Source organism: Phaeodactylibacter xiamenensis (genome assembly GCF_965229835.1).
GTDB classification, from domain to species: domain Bacteria; phylum Bacteroidota; class Bacteroidia; order Chitinophagales; family Saprospiraceae; genus Phaeodactylibacter; species Phaeodactylibacter xiamenensis.
In genome coordinates, this window is record NZ_OZ245931.1 from 7,603,146 (window position 1) to 7,625,086 (window position 21,941).

Here is a 21,941-nt window from a genome sequence, read left to right on the forward strand (position 1 = left end):
CGCCCGCTTCTGAATAAATATTCAGCAGCGCATTGTCTACAAAATTATGATACAAGGTGGAGTGGCCCAAAAGTGGGCGCCTGGCCTTTAAAACCAAAACTTATGCTTCGTTCAAAAATTGGGGGCATTGGTTCCTACGTGCCCGATAAAGTGGTAACCAATGACGATTTAACCAGAGTCATGGATACCAGTGATGAGTGGATTCAGGAGCGGACCGGCATTAAAGAGCGCCGGTATGGCACCAAACACGAAGAGACTACGACCACCATGGGTGCCCGCGCCGCTGAGATTGCCATCGAACGTGCCGGGATCAGTAAGGAAGATATAGATTTCATCATTTTCGCCACCCTCAGCCCGGACTATTATTTCCCTGGCTGTGGTGTTTTGCTGCAGCGCGAGTTAGGTATCACTAATACCGAGATTGGCGCGCTGGACATTCGGAATCAGTGTAGTGGGTTTGTGTACGGGCTGTCCGTAGCAGACCAGTTTGTGAAGACCGGCATGTACAAAAACGTACTGCTGGTAGGCGCAGAAATGCACTCTATGGGCCTGGATTTTAGCACAGAGGGCCGTGGCGTGACCGTCATTTTTGGCGATGGTGCCGGTGCGGTTGTGCTACAGCCCACTGAAGAAGAAGGTCAGGGCGTGCTCCAAACCTGCCTGCACTCGGATGGCACCTATGCAGAAAAACTGGCCTTTATCAACCCCGGCTCCCACGGTGGCTACCATAAAAAATATACCGGTGAGGAAGTCGATTATGGCTATTCGGATGCTGAATTTGGGGAGATTTTCCTGAATCAGCACATGCTCGACAACGATCAGATCTTCCCGAATATGGAAGGGCAGTTCGTATTCAAAATGGCCGTGCAGAAATTCCCTCAGGTCATCATGGAGGCCCTGGAGAAAGCGGGCCTGAAGAAAGAAGACATCAATATGCTCGTGCCTCATCAGGCCAATCTGCGCATTAGCCAGTTCGTGCAAAAGCGCCTGGGGCTTAAGGATGAGCAGGTTTGGAATAATATTCAAAAATATGGCAACACTACTGCTGCCTCTGTGCCCATCGCGCTTTGCGAAGCATGGGAGTCCGGCGCAGTCAGGGATGGTGACCTGGTGTGCCTGGCTGCTTTTGGCAGTGGTTTCACCTGGGGCGCAGCCCTGATCAGATGGTAAGCTGGCTCTAAAGCGGCAGAAAGGGCTAAACGGCAGGTTTCATAACTGTATGCTGGGCATTCCCTGCCAAATTTTGTATGTTAGCTTTTCATCTTCTATTCACGGAAGTTGTATTAACTTTTTCATAGCACATTAATTTTGGTCCCCGTTCATTGCAGCGGGGATTTTTTGTTGGCTTGGCTGGCTTTTGATCTTTGCCGGGTGATGCAGTAATAATATGGACAAGCTGTCTGGAAAAGACAATACGGTGAGCCAAAAAGTAGTTTTTACTACCAAATCAACCAATGAGGAAAATGAAGGAAAAGGTGTTATTGTTTTGTCTGGGCTTTTTGCTGACCGGCGCATCTGTACTGCATGCACAGGAGGAACCGGTGGCTACGGAAGCTGAGTATGACAAAGCTTATGAGCGGCGCATTAAGCAGGAGTACCTTTACGGAGTATACATCCCCAAGGACCTGAGCGACGCTATTGTTCAACTGAATAAACTTGCAGACCGGGAGTCGCTCCAGAAGTTTCGTATGGCAGAGGAGGAGGAAGCCGTTCGCAAGTTACACTTTAGCCTCGGGCGGTGGATTATTCATAACTGGGGCTTTTACGGGGGCTCCCGCCTTTCGGTGGCCCTCAAAGACATGGGCGTGCACCATCCTGACGACATGGCGCGGCTCATCATCCGGTCTATGCACCGAAGCTTGAATAAAAAACCAATAGAAGTAAAAGAACAGGTTATTGCGCTGCAGGAAGCCCGGGAAGCAGAACGGAAAAAGCGAATGGAATCCGCAGAAATCCTCTACGAAGGAAAACGGCAGTTGAACCGGGATTCAGTGGAGCTTCGTAAACAACGATAGTCTTAGCCCTTATTTGAGAAAGGCCCGGATGTGCGCCACTACCTCATCCGCACATTCCCACTGAATGAAGTGCCCGCACTTAGACACAAAGAAAAGCCTGGCGTTAGGGAGTTGGGCTGCTCCCTCCCGGGCTACCTTCTCTGTGGTCAGGCCGGGGTTGATCATTTTGTTGGGGATGAGTGCATCTTCTTTTCCATATAAGACCAGGGTAGGAAGCTGCAAGTCCGGTAATCGGTCGAAAACCGGGTGGTCAAGCATGCCGAGGACGCATCTGGGGATCATGTTGCAGTACTGTACGTAAGCTTCCGTATCTGCTCTTAATGCCATGCGTTCGTCGATCATGAACTGCGCATCAGCCGGGAACTGATGGAAATTGGCGTGGAAATTGCGCTCAATCTGATGGACAGGCGTGGCGCGCAATAAAGCCGGCTTGTAAAAGGTCCGCAACCATTCCCGTGCCGTCGAGTTGAAACGCTCAAACCCGGCCGGGGCCAGCAGGATGAGCTTCGCAAAATGCTCCTGTGCCTGGAGTGCCGTAAAAATACTGGTCTGCCCGCCCATGGAATGACCGATGAGGACCGGCTGCCGGAGTTTAAGTGCTTCCTTAAACTGCAAAAGGGTTTCGGCAAAGAATGGAATATCAAAAGGGTAGTCACCTTTGTCAGACAGCCCGTACCCTGGCAGGTCAAGGGCAACGCACCGATAATCGGACGACAGCTGTGGAATGACCTTGTCCCAGGCCTTCAGGTTACTGCCCAGCCCGTGCACCATCAGCAGTGTGGTACGCCCTTTGCCACGGTCCGTGTAATGAACCTTTGTGCCATTGGGCAAATCTATAAAGCGGTGCCATTCTGAAGCTTGTGCCAAAGCCATTGCTGATGAGGTTGCTGATGAATCAGGGGGAGGCGAAGCTACACTTTGTTGTGGACTTTTCGGGCGTGCTGCTGCTTTTTTACCTTCCTTTGGCCGCAGCCAGAGGTACACTAATCCGCCAACGAGCAGTGAAGCCAGTATAGCAAAGGTCACGGCTACGGCCGGATTGCGGACCTCGGCCTGCATATACCAGCCAATGCGGCCGTAGTAGATCCCGAAATGGACAAAGACGGCGGTGAGACTGGCTGCAATTGGTGCCTGACGGGGGACTTCCTTCAGAAAAATGCCCATCAATACAGGTACAAAGGCTGCAGAGAAATAAGCATAGACTCCATTCTGAGCAAAAATGCCCACGCTCAGGCTGGGATGAATCAGCTGCTCGTAGGAAAGAGCTATGGAAATAGCCGCGAGTATGACAATAACTATTTTATTAATAGCAACAAGCCGTTTTGCTTTGGTATGGCCTGCCCCCAGCTTATGGCCGAGCACCGGGTCAATAATGTCTGATGTTATGGTTGAAGACAACGACTGAATAAGGCCTTCCAGTGTTGAAAGCCCGGCAGAAATCAGACCGAGGATCACTACCAGCCCTACCATTACCGGGAACTCCGTAACTACATAGGTCGGGATGATGCCATCCATGCTAATGGGGGCTCCGTCTGCGGTAAGGTCCGGGAAACGAAGGCGGGCATAAAGCCCGGCCAGCACAACGGAAAAGAATAAGGTTTCTACCAGGATGCCCGTGAGCAGGTAACGGTTGACATCCCGCTCGTCTTTGAGCAGTAGTGATTTGGTGATGATATGAGGCTGGCATACGATGGCAATACCAACAATCAGGGAGCAAAATACAATCTCAAAGTAGTCCCGGAACAGAAAACTCTCTGGGTTAACCGGTGATGCCAGCAGAGGGTCAACGGCAGCCAGCTTATCCAGGAATCCTTTGACCCCATCGCTGAAGTGCTCATACCCGGACCCCAGCAGAATAAACGCAACGATCGTCATCAGTACTGCCTGTATGGTATTGGTGTAGACCATCGAGTTGGCCCCGCCAAACATCATGTAACCAAAGACAAACACGACCAGCCCGATGAGGACGTATAGCTCTTCTGCATTCAGGGCTTTGGCCAGAACTTTAGTCAGGCCAACACAAATCAACACTATAAAGGTAATGAGCAGGAGCGACAGGAACCCGAAAAACAGGGCATATTGCTTACTGCCATAGCGTTTGCCGATCCACTGCGCCATAGTGAGCGCTTTTACCGTAGCGCCATGCTTGCGGAAGCTTTTAGTCAGTACAATGAGCGAGAGGTAAATGCCAATTGGCATCACCAACCCAAATGCCAGCAGCCCACTGATGCCATACAGCGCAATAAAGCCGGGGTTGATAATAAAGGTAGCAGCGCTTGTCATTGAAGCAGCGAGAGACAGCCCGACGACCACAGGCGAAAACTGAATTGAGCCAAGGGCATAGTCTGCTATGGAGGTCGTCCGCACTGCGCCGCGGATGACAAAGAATAGAATAGCTGCGCCGTAGAGGGCGAGCAGGCCTGCAGTGGCCCATACCAGTTCCTGTGAAGCCATTTATTGAGTGCTAATTTTCTTTGATGAAAATAGAAGAAAACCAATGAAAAGCAGGTCAGTTGATGAACTTATAAATAAAAATACGGGGTGGACTTAAGTACTTTTATTTAAAAATTTGAGTGGTATTACCGTGAATGAGCACTGAGAAAGCTAGTGCATGCCATGGTCTTGTACGAGGATTCTTTTGCAGGCTGCCAGGGGTTGACCCATTGCCGGGGTGATGAAAATCAGCAACAGACAACTTTTAAAAAGATATAGATATATATATATTTGTATTTGAAAGTAAAAGTGTAAACCAATACACCAAAAATCTCAGGTATTATGACAACAGACAAAAAGAATATTGCATTGGTAACCGGAGCCACAGGCGGGCTGGGAACCGATATGGTCAAGCAATTAATGGACGATGGCTACGTTGTGGCAGCTAACTACCGAAGCCCTAATAAAGCAGAAGTATGGAAGGCAGAAATGGAAGCGGCAGGCTATGCGCCCCAACTGTTTCAGGCGGATGTCTCTGATTTTGCTCAGGTTGGCAATATGATAGAGCAAATTGAGGCAGAACTGGGCACCGTTGACATTCTGGTCAATAATGCGGGTATTACCCGGGACGGGGCATTTAAGAAAATGAGCCCTGAAAACTGGGATGCGGTTATGAGAGCCAATTTGTACAGTGTCTTCAACTGCTGCCGGCACGTCATTAACCCAATGATTGAGCAGGGCTATGGGCGGATTATCAATATTTCATCTGTTAACGGGCAACGTGCTCAGTTTGGGCAGTGCAACTACGCTGCAGCGAAGGCGGGCATGCATGGTTTTACGAAAACACTGGCTATTGAGGTGGCCCGAAAAGGAGTAACGGTAAATACCATTTCTCCGGGTTATATTGCCACAGATATGGTCATGGCAGTAGATGAGTCCGTACGGGAAAAGATTGTCAAAGGCATCCCCATCGGCCGTCTCGGTGGCACTTATGAAATTGCCCACCTTGTTTCTTTTCTGGCTTCAAAGGATGCGGCCTTTATTACCGGGGCCAATTATGCAATCAACGGTGGCCAGCATGTGTACTGATTAGAAAGAGTTAATCCCCTTTACCTGTTTTGGAATCTGACAATATCAAACGGTCCTCTCTGCACATTTAGTGCAGGGTTTGAAGGCCTTAGAGATGCTATCATATCATCTCTTAGAGCGTGTTGGGATTTTGGTCTTCTAGTCGAAAACTAGCAATTTTTTGATTAGACGAGACCCGAAAACCGGAGTTTAGCCAAAGCTAAATAGCCTGTCCCGCAGTTTGCGGGAAGGATTTTCGGGGCGAAGTATAAGCGAAAAAGTGTCCCGGTGCACCGGGACAGACCGATTACTAAAGTCCCAACACGCTCTTAATGTCAATCAAGCCAGTGGTTGGCGGTACGCTGCTGAACACTGGCTTTTTTTAAGCACTGCTACGCGAATTTTCTGCACCGGATACGGACCACAAACCCCCGGTCCGACTCTGCCAGCTGTAAAGATGCGCCTATACGCTCAGCCCGCATTCGGATGTTAGACAACCCCTGGCCGGTTTTTGTGGAAGAGAGGCGCTCTTGTATCAGTGTATTTACCGCTTCCCGCCCGCTTATAGCAGCCTGTCTGGTATTTTCTGGAGCGGTGCGCTGCTTCCGGATTTCCTTTCCATTGTCTTCTATGTGCATCACAAACTCCTGTCCTTCGTTATGGAGATGAATTTGCACTTCTGTAGCCCAGGAATGCTTGCCAATATTATTGATGGCTTCCTTGAAGATAAAGTAAAGGTTTTGCCTAAGGTCCACTTTGAGCCTGTTGTTGGTATCTAGATGATCAACTTTAAACCGGTAATCAATATGTTGTGGCGCCAGGATCTCTGCGGCATGTTCCTTCATTCTGATCAAGAGGTCTTCAAATTTGTCTCTCCGGGAGTCAATAGACCAGATGACATCACTCATTTTAGACATGGCGGTACGGCTGACTTCACCTATCCATTTAAGATCTTTTTGGTTTTCGGCGTCTTGGGTTTTGAACTGAAGAATGTCTGTCCGCATAGCGATGCTGGCGAGCAGTCCGCTGACTTCATCGTGCAGATCGCTGGAGAGCTTAGTCCGCATGCGCTCCATCTCCAGGCGGCGGTTCAGCCGGTACTGAAACAAGGAATACAGAACAAGGAAGAACACCAGTGCCCCGGATATTATAAAAGCATAAGTCTTATACCAGGGCGGATTGACATGTATAGGGATTGTCAGTGCTTCACTGCTCCAGTTACCGTTTGCATCAGCCCCTTTGATGTGCAACAGGTAATCACCAGCAGGCAAATTGTAATAATTACTGGTATTGTCCCTGCCCTGGTAAATGTAATCTTTGTCAATACCCTCAAGCCAGGTTTTAAACTGATTTCGGCGCGGAGTGGTATAATTGGGCAATGTGTACTGAAAGGTGAATTGGGTATCGTCGGGGCCAATAATGAACGTATGGTCTGTATTTAGGTTGCTAATCCTCCTGATCATGCTGTCCTGATCGTTGCTGTAACGAGAGAAGAACGTGAGCACAGGAGTTGGAGTCTTGACTTCCTTCACCAGGTCCTCTGTTCGGAAGATATTCATGCCATTTACGCCGCCCAGGTAAATGTTGCCGAGGAGATCGGTGTAAAAAGAGTGCCGGTTGAATTCATCATGGCTCAACCCATCCTCCTTGTAGAAATTCCGGAAAGTCTGCTGGTCAGGGTCGAAGAAGGATAAGCCATTGTAGGTGCTGATCCAGTATTTTCCCTCCGGAGTGGGTACGAAGCCACAGACGATATTGCTGGCCAGGGCATCCTGTTGGTTATAATGCTTCCAATTGTTGTTATGGGGGTCAAAAATATTGAATCCATTGGTTGTTCCCAGCCACAACCGGTGCTGCTCATCTTCATGTATGACATAGATGATATTGCTCCCCAGTTGGTTATCATTGCCATTGCCAACCTGATAGGACCGTGTTTGACGGGTATTCGGATTGATGGAGTAAAGCCCGTTTTCAGTACCGATCCAAAGGATGCTATCGTGGGCTTCCAGAATGTAGCGGGGGGTAGCTTCACTTAGTGGGTTGTTGCTTTCCCAGTCGTAGTATTCTTCGAACCGCTCGGCTATGGGGTCGAAGGACACGAGCAGCCCGCTGGGGGTGTCTGGTTCGGCGATCAGCCAGATGGTCCCGTTCCGGGCGATGGTAAAGGCGGTGAATTTATGGTCAAACAGGTAAGTACGTACTATACAGGTAGTACGATCATACCGCAGTAACCGCCCGTTACGCCCATTGATGCAGGAAAGCCCCCAAATGTAACCATCGGTGCCGATCTCGATGTTCCTGCCGCAAGACAAGGTCACCTGTTCTCCGGTTTGCTCGTCAATCATTTGCAAGGTGTCAAGTTCGAATGTCTGGGGATTGAAACGGTACCAGGCATCCACTTCCCGGGCGAAGTATACCTCATCGGTCCCGTTGCCGGTAACCCCTCTCATGATAGCTCCTCTTTGGTCAGAACCCAGCTGGTCTGCCAGTAGCTTCCGGATTTTGAACTGCTGGTTTTGAACGATCTTCAAGCCGGTGTCAATGCCCAGGATAAGGTTTTCGAAAAAGTCCTGGCTGGCAGCGCTGACAATATATTTACTCGTGCTTAGTAAATGGTCAAAATCAAACTGCTTACCATCAGGGCGGATGCAGGTGAGACCTTCCAGCGGGAAACCACTACTGGTATTTGCGGAATTGGCCAGGAGTAAATTTCCGGTTAAGTCTTCCCAAATCCGGGTGTAGCGCTTCCCGGTGGGGAGCTGTTCGGCATACTCCAGCCTTCGCTCACCGGGTAAATAATGATACATTCCACGTTGCCCCCTCAGTGAATACCAGACTTTACCGTTGATATCCTGATGAAAAACAGCAGTAAGACCAGGATAAGAGCCTCCTTTTCCCGGTGCTTCAGGGCCTTCCTTTTGGATGTGCTTGAGCAACTGGCCGTTAGCATTGAAATGGCGTAGCCCGTTATGGCTGTCATTTAGCAAAAAACTGCCGTCCCGGAGGGGTAGCAGCGATAAGTGAGGTATATATTCTCCCTGCCTGATGGGAATTTGGAACAATTCGGTGAATTCCTGTACACCCTTGTAGGCATAAACGCTGAAGTGGGTATTGCTTAGTGAGATTGCGTAGATATTTCCGGAGGGGTCCACCGCGATGTCCCGCGGCGTTCCCTGAATACCATTGTCCGGCAGCAAACGCACCGTGGTCCGTTCGTGTGTAGCGGGATGAAGAAGGTCAAAAAGTGCGTAGCTGCTGTAGAAAGTGATCACAAGCCGCCCTTCCCGGTCCATAGACAGCCCTCGTATGTTGGCGTCTGATATTTTGTAAGGGCTGGAGGGGGTATTGCTAAAGGTGACAAAGTCGTAGCCATCAAATCGGTTCAGTCCGTTACTGGTGCCAATCCATATCAGGCCATTAGGTGACTTAACGATATCAGAGATCATTCGGTCCGAAAGCCCGTCATTCAGGGAGTAATGCTCCTCAGGCAAGGTAGGCTGCGCATAGGAACGGCTACCTTGCCTGAAGAGCAAAAAGCCCAACAATAAGATCGTGCATAAAGGTTTAAACCTGATTACAAGAAGCATTAAGCAAGACGTAGTTTATAATGTACTACACAATTCGTTAAATATAGTCAATAATATTGAATCGGAAGGCCTGCCTGTTGCAGGTTATCCTGAAGGCCTTAAATTTCACCATTCATGCGCTTCCTGATGACCTCCGCTTTACTGTTTACATGCAGGCGTTTGTAAATCTTTTTGATGTGGTCTCTTACGGTTTCAACCGAAATGCCAAGCTCCGCCCCGACCATTTTATAGCTCAGGCCACTTACCAGCCCATCTACGATTTGTAGCTGCCGGCCGGTAAGTACCGGGGTTGTATTACTGTTGGTACGGCTTTGTGCAGCGAAATGGTCGATCACTTTACGGGCAATTGACGGAGACATAAAAGCCCCGCCATTGGCAACAGTTTGTATGGCATCCCGGATCGTAGTCAGAGACTCCCGCTTGATCAGGTAGGAATCTGCACCGGACTGCAGGGCCCGGAAAATTTTATCAGGATCTTCGAAAGAAGACCACATGATAATATCTACTGAAGTGTAACGCTCCTTGAGCAGGGTGATGCCTTCCAGTCCTGACATTCCACCAGGGAGGCTGATATCCAGCAGAAGAATATCGAGGGGCGTTGCGGCTGCTACGGCTTCTACAAAAGATTCAACAGAACTGGCACTGCCCTGAAGCTTAAATCCGGGAAGGTTGGAAAAAAACTGGTCAATATTTTTTCTAAGGACTGGCTCGTCCTCAATAATCCCCAGGTTGATGTTTTTCATACCATTTGCTTTAATTGGGTTTTGGCTCCCGGGACTGCAGGCTTGCCAAAGATAAGTATTATCTACTTATAACCTTATGAAATCTGAACATACACAAAGCGAAAAACAGATACAGCCTCCCGCTCTGGCAAGGCTCCGAAGTGGAAACCTGGTATTAACTTTCACTCATGTGAGGCAGTGCACAGAATTATTCAGCCGTTACCCCCAACTTGCGTGGAAAACGCCTGAACCTCATCGGACTAACACTTTTTTACTCAAAACTTAACAGAATGGACTTACGGCGTACAATTTTCCTATTTGCTTTTTTTATGGCTGCACTGGGCGTGAATGCACAAAAAGATATCGCGGTGCAGTACAACACCTGGTACATGTATTTTGGGAACCACCGCCTCTCGGATCAGTTCGGGCTGCACACGGAATATCAATGGCGGCGACACGAATGGGTGGACACCTGGCAGCAGTCTCTGATGCGGGTAGGGCTTGATTATTACGTGACGGAAAACAGCATGCTTACCGCGGGTTATGGCTGGATAGAGAGCTTCCCTTATGGGGAGCAGCCTATCGCTGCTACTTTTACTGAGCACCGTATATGGCAGCAGTGGGTGATCAATCAAAGAGTAGGCCGGCTTTACGTGAATCACCGCTATCGTCTGGAGCAGCGTTTTCTGGAACAGCCGGCAACAACGGATTATGTTTTCCGGCAGAGGGCCCGGTACCGGCTGATGGCCATATTGCCACTTGGGCAGCGGGAATTGAAAGACCACTCCTTTTTTCTATCTGCTTATGCAGAGCCATTTATCAGTTTTGGCAAAGGCGTAGGTGCCAATATTCTTGGTCAAAACCGGCTGTATCTCGCTTTGGGCTACCGGATTAGCCCCCAGGTCAATTTTCAGTTGGGTTACCTAAACCAGTATATTGTGAAAGCCGATGGGCAACGTCATGAACGGAACCATGACCTGCAGGTGGGGCTGACTTACAATCTTGACCTGCGCAGATAAGTGGTGCTAAAATTTATATTTAATCTGAGCGCCTACAGACGTCCGGGTCTGTCCGTCAATCTGCTCATTGCCTGAACCAAAGGTATCCTGGTTTTTCCAGAAGGTCTGTGCAATCCGCCCCTCAATGGTCAGATTGCGAATGCCCCGGTACCTTAGATTGAAGTAAAAACGGCTGCCCCGGTTGTAATAAGCCGGGATGGAAAAAGTATAGAGAAGATTATTCTCAAAAGAGTAAAAGCGGGACTGAAATCCATCTGTGTCAAAAAGTGCATAGCGGGTGGTGAAGGAAAAGGGGAACGCTGTGGGGCGGTAGAGTACATCCTGGTAAATCGCGAAGCCGTTTTGCCGGTTGTTGATTTCATTATCAGTGTAGCCGACATCAATACGGCTGCGGAGTTCCAGCTCCTTCGTTACTTTTTTAGCTACATGTAAGCGCGCCTGGAAGATATGGCGGTCAAGGGTGAAGTCGTTTTTGCCTTCGATTTTGCTGATGTTCTGCGCTTTATGTTCTTCCCGGATTTCTACATAAACTTCCAGGTTGCGCTTGAGGTAGTAAGTGAGCCGTCCGCGGTATTCGTAGCCGGTGGAGGGGGCGTCAACGGTAAACCGGAGCCAGGGATGGCGCCAGGTATCGAAGTAAGCGCTTAGCCGCCAGTTTTTGTGGGGGCGGACCTCCATACCCAGATAAACACCGGTTTCGTTTTGGGCGCCGAAGGTTTCGCCGAAGGCGTTAGCGTTGAGCGCTTGATAATGGCGAGGGTAATGCCTGACCAGCAGGGCGAGGTCGACATTCCGGTCAAGCCCCATGAGTAGGCCATTTACTGTGGCTATGGCACCGTTGGCTGAGCGGGCGGTTTCTCCAAAAAAGTTGAAATTCTGAACAATAAAGCTGTAGTCAAGGCTGATGTTGTAAAGGTTGTTCCCGGTGAAGTCGAACTGATTATTTGGAGTTGGGCGAAATTGGGTCAGATCAGCATCCAGCTCTTCGTAAAGGGCGTTTGCTGCAATATGCCCGTAGCGGTTGTGCCATTTCACCTGCCCGCCAATAGTGGTTTGGGCAATAGCGCCTTCGTCTGCGATTTCATTGGGGGTCCGGTGCAGCCCATCGAGGTCCAGAGAGCTGGCTTGCCGGACCTGATCCTCGAGGTCGGTGGTATCTGATTCCAGGAGGTTGGCGCTCCGGCGGCGGTGGGAGCCCAGGGCGGTAACCTCAATGTGATCGCCGAAAGCCAGCGTGACTGCTGCACCCCGCTGGAAGTTGGACTCGTTTACGGAAGTGTATGGCCGAAGGGTTCGTGATGTCCGCTTGATATTCATCACCAGGGAGCTCTTGCCATAGCCGAAACCGCTGTACAGGACCAGCCCCTGCCCAAAGCTGACGGCATAGTCTCCCAGGGCGATAGCCTTGACACGTTTGCTGTAATCTCGGAGAAAAACATGGGCCGAGTAGAAGTCAAAACCATAGGGGTTACTGCCCTTGAAAAATTCTTCGCCCCGGTCTTTTTCTGCCGTAAAACCATAGCTCAGCCGATTGCTGTAGGCATGCTTGTAGCGCATGTAGAACTGATTGGGATCGCCCAGGTATCGCGAGCCGGTCTCGTCTTGTCCAAGTGGCGTATATCCACGCTGATCTTCTAGGATGCGGAACCAGCGCAGGTAGAGTTCATTGCGCCCCTCGCGCATCATTTGCCCTATTGGTGTCTGGTAGTCATCAAGGTCACCACTAACCCGCACAAAGGGTAACAGGCGGCGTACGGTCTGCAGGTCGAGGCTGGGCACAGCCTGCAATTCATAAATAGAGATAAAATCTCCGGCGGTTTGACGGTATTTGAGTATTTCGAGGATCTGGATATCCGACAGCAAATTCAGATCCTGCAGTTGCCCTTCAGTAATGGTGTTCAGGTTGATGGGGTTCTCGCGGTAAAACTCAAGTTCTTCAAAAATGGTATTGAAGTCAAAAGTGCCTTCGCTTTCTGTATTCTGAAGGAAGTCCTCGATCACCTGCTGGTCGGGGTCAGTAGGTTGTACAAGGGAATCGACTTGCGCACCGGCAATAAAATAAAAGGCATTAAGCAGTAGTAGCAGTAGGGGTGAACGCATGTTGTGCTTGGTTGTGGCCTAAAGATATGGATTTCAGCTTGGTTACCAGGCGGGTCGGCCCCTTCAATTTAGAAAGTGGAGGCTACCGGACGTTTGTTTGCCTGGTATGCCGTCTGAAGGAGTTGAAAGGGGGAGCCGTGGCAGCGCTTGCCTTCTGCTAAAAGCGTACAACTAAAAATCCTTAAAAAGCGTTAGGGAAAGAGCAAACCACCCGGAAACATAATGATAAAAACAACGATGGAGCGCCTCACTTCCCGATGCCCGATCTACGATACCGTCCAACAACTATTGCAGTCGGAGTGCGGTAGCCGTTTGGCTGAAGAATACACTGGTATAAAAGAACAAGCCGTGGTATTGGACATCGGTGCATATCAGGCCCGTCTCTATCGGTCTGCCCTTGATTTGCCTGCAGAATGGGATCAACTGGCAGGTGGAGGCCGGGTATTTCTGAGCCGGAATTATCTTCTTGCCTGGGAGGAGACGCTTCCTGAGGGAATGGAAATAGCCTATGTCGTACTGGAGCGTATGGGAATAGCTGCAGGTATCATGTCGCTTCAGATCATTGATTTTCGGATTGGTGATGCGCTGCCACGCTGGGCATGGATGAATATAGGCGTACGCGTGCTGGTTTGCGGAGCGGCACAGGTTTCAGGCCCCTTTGGGTTTGCGTTTTCGCCGGAAGTTGAGGCAGGTGAACAGTCGCATTTGGTCCAGCTTTTGCTGGAGCGTTTGCGAAAGCGGTTAAATGCCCGGGCCATACTGGTCAAGGACCTGCCGGCATCAGCCTGTCCGCTGGTGCAGGACGGGCTTCAAAATAAGGGCTACATACCTTTCAATTTTGAGCCTAATATGATCCTGGAAGTTGATCCGGGCTGGCATACTCTTGAGGATTTCCTGGAAGCAATGACCAGCAAATACCGGGTGCGGGCGCGGCGGGCTTTCCGCAAGGGGGATAGCCTGGGCTGCCGGTCGCTGACTCTGGCAGACCTGGATCGTTATAAGGTGCGTATGCACGAGCTTTACAGCGCTGTTGCCGATCGGGCTGATTTCAGTCTGATACGTCTGCAGCCAGGTTATTTCTCAAGGCTCAAAAGAGCCTTTGGAGCGTCCTTCAAAGTCATTGGCTATTTTGATGAGGAAGAACTGGTGGGGTTCTGTTCAGTGCTGCGCAGTGGGGTAGCTGCGGAGGTCCACTTTCTGGGCTTTGACGAAGCTTATAATGAATCTGCGCAGTTGTACCTCAATATGCTGTTGGCTTGTATTCGGACTGGTATTGAGGATTTTGGCAGCCGGCAGATTATTCTCGGCCGTACCGCCACAGTAATCAAGAGTTCGGTAGGTGGTTACCCGCAGCCCCAACAGGTTTGGCTAAAGCACGGCAGCCCAATTGTGCAGGCATTACTACCGCGTATTATAGGGTTTCTCCAACCACCAATGGAAAAAACAGAAGGGCTCCGGCATCCCTTTGGAACAGAATAATGGCTAAAGGATAAGATGTTTTAGGGCAGGCTGCCTTTTCAGTCCTGCTTTCCTTCCTGTTCTTCTTCAGGTCTTGCTTTGACAGTGTTTTCCTGCAGTTCTTCCAGTAAACCAAGGACTTTCGCGCGCTTTTCCCAGTTCTTCCGGGCCAGTAATTGCATATCCTCAATGTTGTCCTGTTCATCTACGATTTCTATGCCAAGCAGGGTTTCAATCACGTCCTCCATGGTAACGATACCTGCCATGCCGCCGAACTCATCTACAACTAGGGCAATGTGTTCGCGCTTTTCCATAAGCTGATTGAACAAATCGGGCAGGGGGATTTGCTCATTGATAATGAGAATCTCCCGCATAATATCCCGGAGCGGAGCTGATCCATTATTTTTAATGATGTTACTCAGGATTTCATCTTTCAGTACAAAGCCATTAATATGGTCTTTAGACTCTGCAAAAACAGGAATCCGGGAAAACTGCAGCTTTTCGTTTTTGTCATAAAATTCCTGTATGGTGCGTTCCTGATTGGCCGCTTTGACAACGGTGCGCGGCGTCATCACATCCTTAGTGCGGATAGTGTTCAGGCGCAAAAGGTTATGGATGATCCGGGATTCATTGCTCCGGAAAATACCCTCCTTTTCACCAATCTCCGCCATTGCAGAAAAGTCTGCCCGGCTAAGCACACTTTTGTTCTTATCTTTTTTCATCGACCTGGTGATCAGCTGGCTTAGCCAGACTAATGGGTAGAGCGCAAAAATCACTACATTAAGAGAGTTAACGGTGAAGCCGGAAAGCTGCTTCCAGTTGTTCGCTCCGAGGGTTTTAGGTATAATTTCTGAAAGAATCAGGATAGCCAGGGTCATGGCAGCTCCCACGAAAGCTTCCACTGAGAACGGCAGCTCAAAACTGCCAAGTACCATATTTTGGTCACCGTACATCTTACCTGCCTGTGAGCCTACGCCAATCGCACCAACGGTATGGGCAATGGTGTTAAGGGTAAGGATGGCAGACAAAGGCCGGTCAATGTCTTCCTTGAAGGTTTTCAGCAATTGCCCGGTTTTAGTACCTTGCTTGTAGGTCACCTCCACAAAGGAGGGGGTAATGCTCAGCAATACTGCTTCCCATATGGAACACAGGAAGGAGAAGAGGATAGACATTGAAAAGAATAGCAGCAGCATATATAGGATTCAGATAATTTGGTCAAAAATAAGTAAACATCCCTTCGATAAATAGAAATGGGCTATTCCTTTTCAGAAACAGCCCATTTTTCGACAGCCCATCACTTATTTTAGTTCAAGAAAATCCGCTGATAAGGGATGAGGACTTCGTTTTTTTCCAGATTATTGATTTCCCGCAGGCGCTGTACACTTGTGCCGTAGGTGCGGGCAATATTGAACAGGGAGTCTCCTTCCTTTACGATATATACAGTGCGTACCTGGTTTTGCTGTTGTGCCGGAACATAAGTATCGTAGCTCTGTGGATTATTTCCTCCTCTGGCAGTATAGTCCGGATTGTTATAGGCGGGTGGCTGTTCGCGGCTGTAAGAGGCCGGAGGCGGGCTTTGTACGGAAGAGCGGTTCAGGAAGTAAGGGGTGTTGCGAAGCTCTTGTTCCGGGCTTTGGCTGCCCAACTGATCATTTGAGAACGTTTCTCCTTCCGGGCTGCCGGATTGTGGTATCCGAGGTGCCGTAGTATTGTAGGATTGAGGCACGAGACCTTTTGCCTGCACACTATTGTCAGATGGTGCAGGGGCAGCCATCGCGCTGATACGCGGTTGAGCCTGCTGGTAAGCTGACGGAGCGTCATCCGGGCAGTTGCAATGGTCAATTTTGATTTGCTGCCCTACTTTCACCATTTCATTTGGGTTCAGTCCGTTCATTTGACGGAACCGGGCTTCGGTATAGCCGTAACGCAGTGCAAGGGATGCTACCGTTTCACCTGCCCGCACAATGTGGAATTTGTCAGCTTTGCTGCTTGCAGCAGGCTGATTGGTACTGTAGCGGGCGGTAGGAAGAGACTGTGCCTGCCCTCCCTTTGCTGTTAAAGCCTGAGGTTGTGCAGCAGCAATTGTACTGGCAGCTACCTGTAAGGTTTCACCGGGATAGATGGTATTGCTGGATTTGTTATTCCATGCTTTGACCTGGTCAACCGTCACGCCGTAATTTTTGGCAATACGGTAGAGCGTTTCTCCTTTCTGAACTTTATGGGTTTGGGGCTTTTGTGCCACCGCCCTAGGTGTCGTATCGACATTCGCAAGCGGGTCACGCGGGCGTGTGTAAGCCTCCGCGCCGTAGGAGTCAGGTGTCCCACCTTTTGTCGTCAAATCTCCCTGGGCAGCACGGGAAGCGAAGGCATCTTCGGCAGGGGCAGCTTCATCCTCCGTGAAATCACCATCGCAAATGCGGCGAAGGTGGCGGTCCAGCTTTCTGCCATTCACCTTCTCCAGGCGCAGTGTATTGTTCAGGGCATCTTCGGCATTGATGCCGCTACGCTCTTCCACTATACCTACTTCCGGTACGAGCACTATATCAGCATGTGGGTTGCCGTCAAATTCTGAATACTGGTGGAAAAGGTAAGCTCCGGAACACTCATTTTCCAGTTTGCCTTCAAAAAAGACTTCTGCTCTGGGGTTGTTATAGGCAATATTTTCACCGATTGTGCCCAGCTTGCGGTCAAACTGGAAGCGGTATTTAGGGGAGTCGTAAAGAATCACGTTATCGTTGATCAGCAGTCGGGCTGCGAAGTTGATCGGTGAAATGAAATAGCGGCTGCCCTTGCGGACTACCATGTGCACCTCATCAATATTGCTGTTGATGGCATTGACCAGCTGCTCATCAAACACCGCGTTGTTGCAGCGTATGAACTGCGCCGGCATAAAGTCCTGCGGCGTCTGGCTTTCTGCTCCTACCTCCAGGATGATTTTTTCCCCGGGCATTGTACTCACCTGGTACATAATGTAAGGAGACTGATCATCTGCTTTCTGATAGGCATACTCCAGCCGGTCCATGCAGGCGTCATCGTACAAAATGTAGAGATTAGCAGAAGAGACAGCAGCATTGATCGCTAACACAGCGAACAGCGTAAGAATAGTGGTTCTCATATGATTAAATTTGGCTCACGGCGCGGCCCAATTTTTTGTTTGGCCACAGACCGGTCAATTTACGCACTCAATGTAAGTGAAATCGGCAACAATTGCAAGTTTCCGGTTTTCGTACCAATTTGTTTCCCAACGTTTAACGGTATCCTTGCCCTGAATATTATGAGGAAAGGGTTATTCTGCGAGGGGTAAAGAGTTTGGGCTCGTCCGTTGTGCTAGGAGGGGATTTGCCGGCCGTCTACAATTCCGATATCAACGGCATAGAGGATCAGCTCTGACGCACTGCTGAGGTTGAGCTTTTTCATGATGTTCTTGCGGTGGGTATAAATAGTGTGGGTGCTGAGGTTGAGCTCGCTCGCTATTTCCTTGGCAATCAGTCCGCGGGCGATATGCCGGACAATCTCTATTTCGCGGGGGCTTAGTGGGGTGGGGCCACAGCTGACCGACTCCCGTTCAGCGGGTTTTTGTTGCTGTTCCGGAAAGCTTTTCTCCAGCAGGTAATCCAGCACGCGGGTGCAAAATAACTTTTCTCCTTTTGCTGTGGCTTTTATGGCATCAAAGACTTCCTCCTCGCCGCAGCCTTTGGTAAGGAAACCATTAACACCAAGCTGAAGCACTTTGTAAATCCGCTCCTTTTCGTCATCATCGCTCATGACCATAATCCGCACGTTCGGGTGTTGCTTCTTGAGGCGGTTGATAGTGGATATGGAGAAGGCACCTTCCTGATCGTAGTCCAGAATAACCACATCAGGTTGAAGAGCAGAGAGCTTTTGGCGCAGGTCATCCTCATCGCTCGCTTCCCCGATAACCTGAAAGCGGCCATCCTGTGATACAAGATGGCGGAGACCTGCCCGGATAAGGTGCTGTGCGTCAGCGATTACAATGGAAATAGCGTTCATGCTCTTGTTTGTCCTGTCTTTGCGCTAAATTAATCTCTAAGCGTGAACAGAACAAATTTATTTAGACTTAGTTCAGATAGAGTAATTGGAATAGGTTTGTTCTAGCGCCCCTGACTCCGGCGTTGTACCTCAAGAAAGACCTCATTCCCAGCTCTGGGCTTGATGCTGTCCGCAGCAGGTGCAAGCTGTAATACGTCAAAATACTTTTCAAACAAGGAGCGATAGTCTGCTTCCCGTCCTCCAAAGGGTGGGCCACCCCGTTCCAGTGGATGTGTAAAGAGCAGCCCGGCAAGTTTACCGCCTGGCCTGAGCAATTTGCAGGTCTGCCGGGCATAGTCCTCCCGCCTGCCCGGATCAATGGCACAAAAGAAAGTCTGTTCGAGAATCAGGTCCACTTCAAGGTCCAGCGCAAAAAAATCTTCAACGAGTAATTGTGCTTTAGGGAAATCAGGAGCTTTTGCTTCCAGAATCTCAAAGGCAGAAGGTGCCCAGTCGCAAACGAAGACATTGCGATATCCCTGCTGATGCAGCCATACCGCTTCGTAGGCATGGCCGGCACCAGGAATCAGAATGCGGTCTGCAGGCTCCGTGTGCTGCTGAAGGTAATGAACGAGCGGGGGAGAGGGGTAGCCAATGTCCCATGGGGTGTTGTGGTCGTGGTAACGGTTCTCCCAGTAATTGGCATCAAGCGTTGGCATCAGTCTTGGTATTGGTTGTCGGCAGCGTAATCGGTTTCCGGTTCGGGGTAGGCGGATTCGACTTCCTTGAAGCGCACACGGAGGTTGTACCGGCTGTTGATACCCTTTATGACGGGGTCAAACATCGTATTCATTAGGTCGATGGCCTGAGATTTGGCATCGTCCATGATGTCGCTTTCCAGGGCTTCCCGGCGGAATTCCCGGCGCAGCACATCGAAGTTTTTGTTGAGGTCCACACTTTGAACTTCCCGCATCCACCCGATATCGAGCTTGTCAATTTTAGGGAAAACCTCGTGAGAAAGGATAACTGGCTCAGGCAGCGTGATGGTGACGAGCCCCTGCTTGGCATTAAGGCCTATGTCAAAATACTCATTGAGCCTAAAGCCAACCTTAAGTATACTGATGGCTGACACCTCAATATCAGAAGAGGAGACCGAGAACCCCAGAAAACGAGTCTGCAGATTCTTGTTAAGCCCTTTTTTGTCACGTACTTCCATGGTGGCGAGTTCGGCAATTACCCGTTCCACTTTTTCCTGCAACAGCCCCCGGGAGCGGCTGAAGTCTTGTACAGCAGCCCTTTCTTCCAGCCGTTTGAGCATGGGATTGAGGGCTTCCTGCATGGCTACGCCACAGGGTGTGTTGACTTCCTGCCCTTTGGCATAAATGCTTTGTCCTTTTACCGGTACCAGGGTAGTGATGACCTGGGTGACGAGGAAGCAGGTATACTTACCGGCGACTTCCCGCAGCGCTTCGATGGCACTGCCGCCTTCATTTTCATACCAGGTCTCGTAGAGCTGACTGGTGGTATCCCGTAGCTGGGTGAAGTCATTAAGGTAAAGCTCTCTCAGGTAGGGGTGGTGTTTTTCATATTCGTCCTGCAGGCGGCTAAGGTCACCATCGTTGAGGTTCATCCGGCGCCCCACGTGCTGCAGAATACTCATATTGACCTCATACACCAGTTCATCGAAGCCCCGGCGGTTGTTATTCGGGTCAGAAAGGACGGACAGCGCCCGCTCTTCATCAATGGGCATCCGGAAATCAGAAGGCACGTAGTTGACCTGATATTCCTTAGGTACGCTCGTGTAGCCCGGCGGTGCCACAAATTTGCGGAACAGCAGTACGCCAACAATACACACAATAAGAATTACCAATAGCGCACGGAGCATATTGCGTGGCTGACTGCCGGAAGAAGGATAATCGTTGTTTCTGGCCATAGTGGTTTTCAATTCGCATTTGAGACGGCAAGCCCTGCCCGCCGTCACGCCGTTTCATATCTGAAAAACGCAAAGATGAAAACAAATGTGCGGAACTTGGGTTTGCAGCGATCGAAAAAAGGTATCAGAATGCCGGAAGTGACTTTACAAACGGCCAAACTGATAGGCCTTATATGCCTGGCAACAGTGGCTGTCCGGACTTTTGAGTTTTCCTCAAAACAAGCGCAAACCAAATGGCTAATACCGCAACGCCCGCAACCGGGAGGTAAGGAAAGCCCTCTGTAGCAACAGGCAATACAGCAATTAGTGCCACGTGGCGGAAAAACTCCAACAGGATATAGCCCCTTTTTTGCTCCAGTACCCGGCCGTGCGTGAGAATGGAAAGGAGAATGACACCTGTGATCAAGCCGATTTGCAAAGAGGTAAGGCTTTCCCTAAAGCTAATCATGTAAACAAAAAGAAAGGCAGTCGCCACACTATTGACCAGAACGTAAATGCCAATAGGCAGCGGGAGCACAGGCTTGAATTTTACCCGTTGGCCCTCCTCGTCCACCTCGTACTCGGGCGCTTCGTATTGAAGCCCTTCCGGCAGCCATCTGGGGTGGGCAAAGAATACCCGTATTTTCTCCTGCCACTTTCGGGCTCTTGTGGTTAGCCGAAAGAGGTATTTCCAGTAAAAAAGGTGGGCCTTTAACGGGTCCGTACTATTAAAGCCAGAGGTTATTCCGAATTTGACGGGCTCCTGTTCTGATTGATAAGTGCCAAAGATTCTGTCCCAGATGATGAATATACCACCGTAATTGGTGTCCAGGTAGGCGTTTTACCAGCCTAAAATACACTTTTTTCGGTTAATTGCCGGTGCCAGTTACGGGATGAGCTTAGGAATGACTGATCTCTGCGATTGTATTGGGTTTAGGATCAAGGATTTGATCCACGCCCCGGTAGATTAAAAACAGGCATATGGCCATTAACAGATGGCTGATGTCTTGGTGGTTAAAATAAGTGTGTAGAGACAATTTGGCGTTGTAAGTTATGGCAGGCAGGAAGGAAAATAGCAGGGCAAAAACGATCGCTCTGCTGCCCGGGTGCCGCGTATGCAGATAATGGTATGCCTGGAGAGGCAGCACTATCCCTATCAGTCCAATGGCAGCCTGTGCCTGGGTTGCTAAAAAAGACTGAGTGGTAAGGATAAGGGTCCAGAACGCCAGATATTTTACTAATGTGCCCCTGGAAATCCACTGAAAGGCTCGTGAAGATATTTCCTCCCGGACAAAGTGTAGCGTTCCCCATTCGATGAAGAGTATCCCGGTGGCGCTAAACGCCCAGCCTATCATTTTCCACTCAAAGCTGAACAGGTAAAGAAAGGCATGGCCGATGAAAGCAGCACAGGTGGTCGCAATACCGGTCCAAAGGAAATAATACCTGAAATAGGTGTACACCTTTCCATGTCTGTCCAGTTTGCTTAACCGGTAAAAGGCATAGAAACAGACGAGTGCGGTGATAAGGTCCGTCAGTGAGGTGACGGGCTCCAGGATTTGAACGCCATAGAGGGTTATCGGTGGAGAATCTCCCATGTTATATTTTGGTTCGAATAAGCCGGGTTACGTAAAATAAGC

Annotated in this window: 16 protein-coding genes; 5 read left to right on the top strand and 11 right to left on the bottom strand. The window is 49.8% G+C overall.

Translation table 11 applies throughout. The annotated features are described in order from the left end of the window. Nucleotides 1-102: 102 nt before the first annotated feature. Both ACO08I_RS29045 and ACO08I_RS29050 read left to right on the top strand, forming a co-directional pair. Nucleotides 103-1,170 (top strand): 3-oxoacyl-ACP synthase III family protein, encoded by a 1,068-nt coding sequence (locus ACO08I_RS29045; RefSeq protein WP_421947945.1) that lies wholly within the window; start codon nucleotides 103-105, stop codon nucleotides 1,168-1,170. Between the two features lie 284 nt (nucleotides 1,171-1,454). Then, a complete protein-coding gene (locus ACO08I_RS29050) occupies nucleotides 1,455-2,015 on the top strand; it encodes a DUF6794 domain-containing protein (RefSeq protein ID WP_421947946.1) in 561 nt (186 codons plus the stop codon). Between the two features lie 9 nt (nucleotides 2,016-2,024). Here ACO08I_RS29050 and ACO08I_RS29055 read toward each other — a convergent pair whose 3' ends face one another. Continuing rightward, on the bottom strand, nucleotides 2,025-4,469 hold the full coding sequence (locus ACO08I_RS29055; protein ID WP_421947947.1) for a sodium:solute symporter family transporter: 2,445 nt from the start codon (nucleotides 4,467-4,469) through the stop codon (nucleotides 2,025-2,027). A 321-nt stretch (nucleotides 4,470-4,790) separates the two neighbouring features. Between ACO08I_RS29055 and phbB the strand changes: the two genes are divergently transcribed. Further along, a complete protein-coding gene (phbB, locus tag ACO08I_RS29060) occupies nucleotides 4,791-5,537 on the top strand; it encodes an acetoacetyl-CoA reductase (protein ID WP_044224984.1) in 747 nt (248 codons plus the stop codon). Between the two features lie 371 nt (nucleotides 5,538-5,908). Here the strand turns inward: phbB and ACO08I_RS29065 are convergent, their stop codons facing one another. Then, a complete protein-coding gene (locus ACO08I_RS29065; RefSeq protein ID WP_421947948.1) occupies nucleotides 5,909-9,103 on the bottom strand; it encodes a ligand-binding sensor domain-containing protein in 3,195 nt (1,064 codons plus the stop codon). Nucleotides 9,104-9,201: 98 nt separating this feature from the next. Beyond that, nucleotides 9,202-9,846 (bottom strand): response regulator, encoded by a 645-nt coding sequence (locus ACO08I_RS29070; protein WP_044224988.1) that lies wholly within the window; start codon nucleotides 9,844-9,846, stop codon nucleotides 9,202-9,204. 269 nt (nucleotides 9,847-10,115) lie between these two features. On the opposite strand from ACO08I_RS29070, the gene ACO08I_RS29075 reads away from it, so the two are divergent. Beyond that, nucleotides 10,116-10,844, top strand: a complete 729-nt coding sequence (locus ACO08I_RS29075) for a DUF2490 domain-containing protein (RefSeq protein WP_282780506.1) — start codon at nucleotides 10,116-10,118, stop codon at nucleotides 10,842-10,844. Nucleotides 10,845-10,850: 6 nt separating this feature from the next. Here the strand turns inward: ACO08I_RS29075 and ACO08I_RS29080 are convergent, their stop codons facing one another. Continuing rightward, nucleotides 10,851-12,944: a ComEA family DNA-binding protein gene (locus ACO08I_RS29080; RefSeq protein ID WP_421947949.1), complete on the bottom strand. Its 2,094-nt coding sequence runs from the start codon at nucleotides 12,942-12,944 to the stop codon at nucleotides 10,851-10,853. 222 nt (nucleotides 12,945-13,166) lie between these two features. Here ACO08I_RS29080 and ACO08I_RS29085 point away from each other — a divergent pair, with 222 nt between their 5' ends. Further along, nucleotides 13,167-14,423, top strand: a complete 1,257-nt coding sequence (locus ACO08I_RS29085; RefSeq protein ID WP_282780502.1) for a GNAT family N-acetyltransferase — start codon at nucleotides 13,167-13,169, stop codon at nucleotides 14,421-14,423. 38 nt (nucleotides 14,424-14,461) lie between these two features. Here the strand turns inward: ACO08I_RS29085 and ACO08I_RS29090 are convergent, their stop codons facing one another. From ACO08I_RS29090 to ACO08I_RS29120, 7 genes are all read right to left on the bottom strand, one after another. Beyond that, nucleotides 14,462-15,595, bottom strand: coding sequence for a CNNM domain-containing protein (locus tag ACO08I_RS29090; RefSeq protein WP_421947950.1), 1,134 nt, complete (start codon nucleotides 15,593-15,595; stop codon nucleotides 14,462-14,464). A gap of 110 nt (nucleotides 15,596-15,705) precedes the next feature. Further along, nucleotides 15,706-17,517 carry a LysM peptidoglycan-binding domain-containing protein gene (locus tag ACO08I_RS29095; protein WP_421947951.1) on the bottom strand — a complete coding sequence of 604 codons (1,812 nt, stop codon included), beginning with the start codon at nucleotides 17,515-17,517 and terminating at the stop codon, nucleotides 15,706-15,708. 212 nt (nucleotides 17,518-17,729) lie between these two features. Next, nucleotides 17,730-18,413: a response regulator transcription factor gene (locus ACO08I_RS29100; RefSeq protein WP_044225001.1), complete on the bottom strand. Its 684-nt coding sequence runs from the start codon at nucleotides 18,411-18,413 to the stop codon at nucleotides 17,730-17,732. Between the two features lie 101 nt (nucleotides 18,414-18,514). Beyond that, the gene (locus ACO08I_RS29105; protein ID WP_421947952.1) at nucleotides 18,515-19,111 is read right to left on the bottom strand and encodes a methyltransferase domain-containing protein; all 597 of its coding nucleotides are present in this window, start codon (nucleotides 19,109-19,111) and stop codon (nucleotides 18,515-18,517) included. Then, nucleotides 19,111-20,325 carry a DUF4230 domain-containing protein gene (locus ACO08I_RS29110; RefSeq protein WP_421947953.1) on the bottom strand — a complete coding sequence of 405 codons (1,215 nt, stop codon included), beginning with the start codon at nucleotides 20,323-20,325 and terminating at the stop codon, nucleotides 19,111-19,113. Before ACO08I_RS29110 ends, ACO08I_RS29105 begins: the two co-directional genes overlap by 1 nt. A 169-nt stretch (nucleotides 20,326-20,494) precedes the next feature. Beyond that, entirely contained in the window at nucleotides 20,495-20,842 is a 348-nt protein-coding gene (locus ACO08I_RS29115; protein WP_421947954.1) for a hypothetical protein, read from the bottom strand. A gap of 361 nt (nucleotides 20,843-21,203) precedes the next feature. Beyond that, nucleotides 21,204-21,899 (bottom strand): DUF6962 family protein, encoded by a 696-nt coding sequence (locus ACO08I_RS29120; RefSeq protein ID WP_421947955.1) that lies wholly within the window; start codon nucleotides 21,897-21,899, stop codon nucleotides 21,204-21,206. Between the last annotated feature and the right edge of the window lie 42 nt (nucleotides 21,900-21,941).

Coding starts and splice junctions, on each gene's coding strand:
- ACO08I_RS29065 (WP_421947948.1), bottom strand. CDS start 9,103: ATGCTTCTTGTAATCAGGTTTAAACCTTTATGCACGATCTTATTGTTG.
- ACO08I_RS29110 (WP_421947953.1), bottom strand. CDS start 20,325: ATGGCCAGAAACAACGATTATCCTTCTTCCGGCAGTCAGCCACGCAAT.
- ACO08I_RS29055 (WP_421947947.1), bottom strand. CDS start 4,469: ATGGCTTCACAGGAACTGGTATGGGCCACTGCAGGCCTGCTCGCCCTC.
- ACO08I_RS29120 (WP_421947955.1), bottom strand. CDS start 21,899: ATGGGAGATTCTCCACCGATAACCCTCTATGGCGTTCAAATCCTGGAG.
- ACO08I_RS29105 (WP_421947952.1), bottom strand. CDS start 19,111: ATGCCAACGCTTGATGCCAATTACTGGGAGAACCGTTACCACGACCAC.
- ACO08I_RS29075 (WP_282780506.1), top strand. CDS start 10,116: ATGGACTTACGGCGTACAATTTTCCTATTTGCTTTTTTTATGGCTGCA.
- ACO08I_RS29070 (WP_044224988.1), bottom strand. CDS start 9,846: ATGAAAAACATCAACCTGGGGATTATTGAGGACGAGCCAGTCCTTAGA.
- ACO08I_RS29090 (WP_421947950.1), bottom strand. CDS start 15,595: ATGCTGCTGCTATTCTTTTCAATGTCTATCCTCTTCTCCTTCCTGTGT.
- ACO08I_RS29085 (WP_282780502.1), top strand. CDS start 13,167: ATGATAAAAACAACGATGGAGCGCCTCACTTCCCGATGCCCGATCTAC.
- ACO08I_RS29045 (WP_421947945.1), top strand. CDS start 103: ATGCTTCGTTCAAAAATTGGGGGCATTGGTTCCTACGTGCCCGATAAA.
- ACO08I_RS29100 (WP_044225001.1), bottom strand. CDS start 18,413: ATGAACGCTATTTCCATTGTAATCGCTGACGCACAGCACCTTATCCGG.
- ACO08I_RS29095 (WP_421947951.1), bottom strand. CDS start 17,517: ATGAGAACCACTATTCTTACGCTGTTCGCTGTGTTAGCGATCAATGCT.
- phbB (WP_044224984.1), top strand. CDS start 4,791: ATGACAACAGACAAAAAGAATATTGCATTGGTAACCGGAGCCACAGGC.
- ACO08I_RS29050 (WP_421947946.1), top strand. CDS start 1,455: ATGAGGAAAATGAAGGAAAAGGTGTTATTGTTTTGTCTGGGCTTTTTG.
- ACO08I_RS29080 (WP_421947949.1), bottom strand. CDS start 12,944: ATGCGTTCACCCCTACTGCTACTACTGCTTAATGCCTTTTATTTTATT.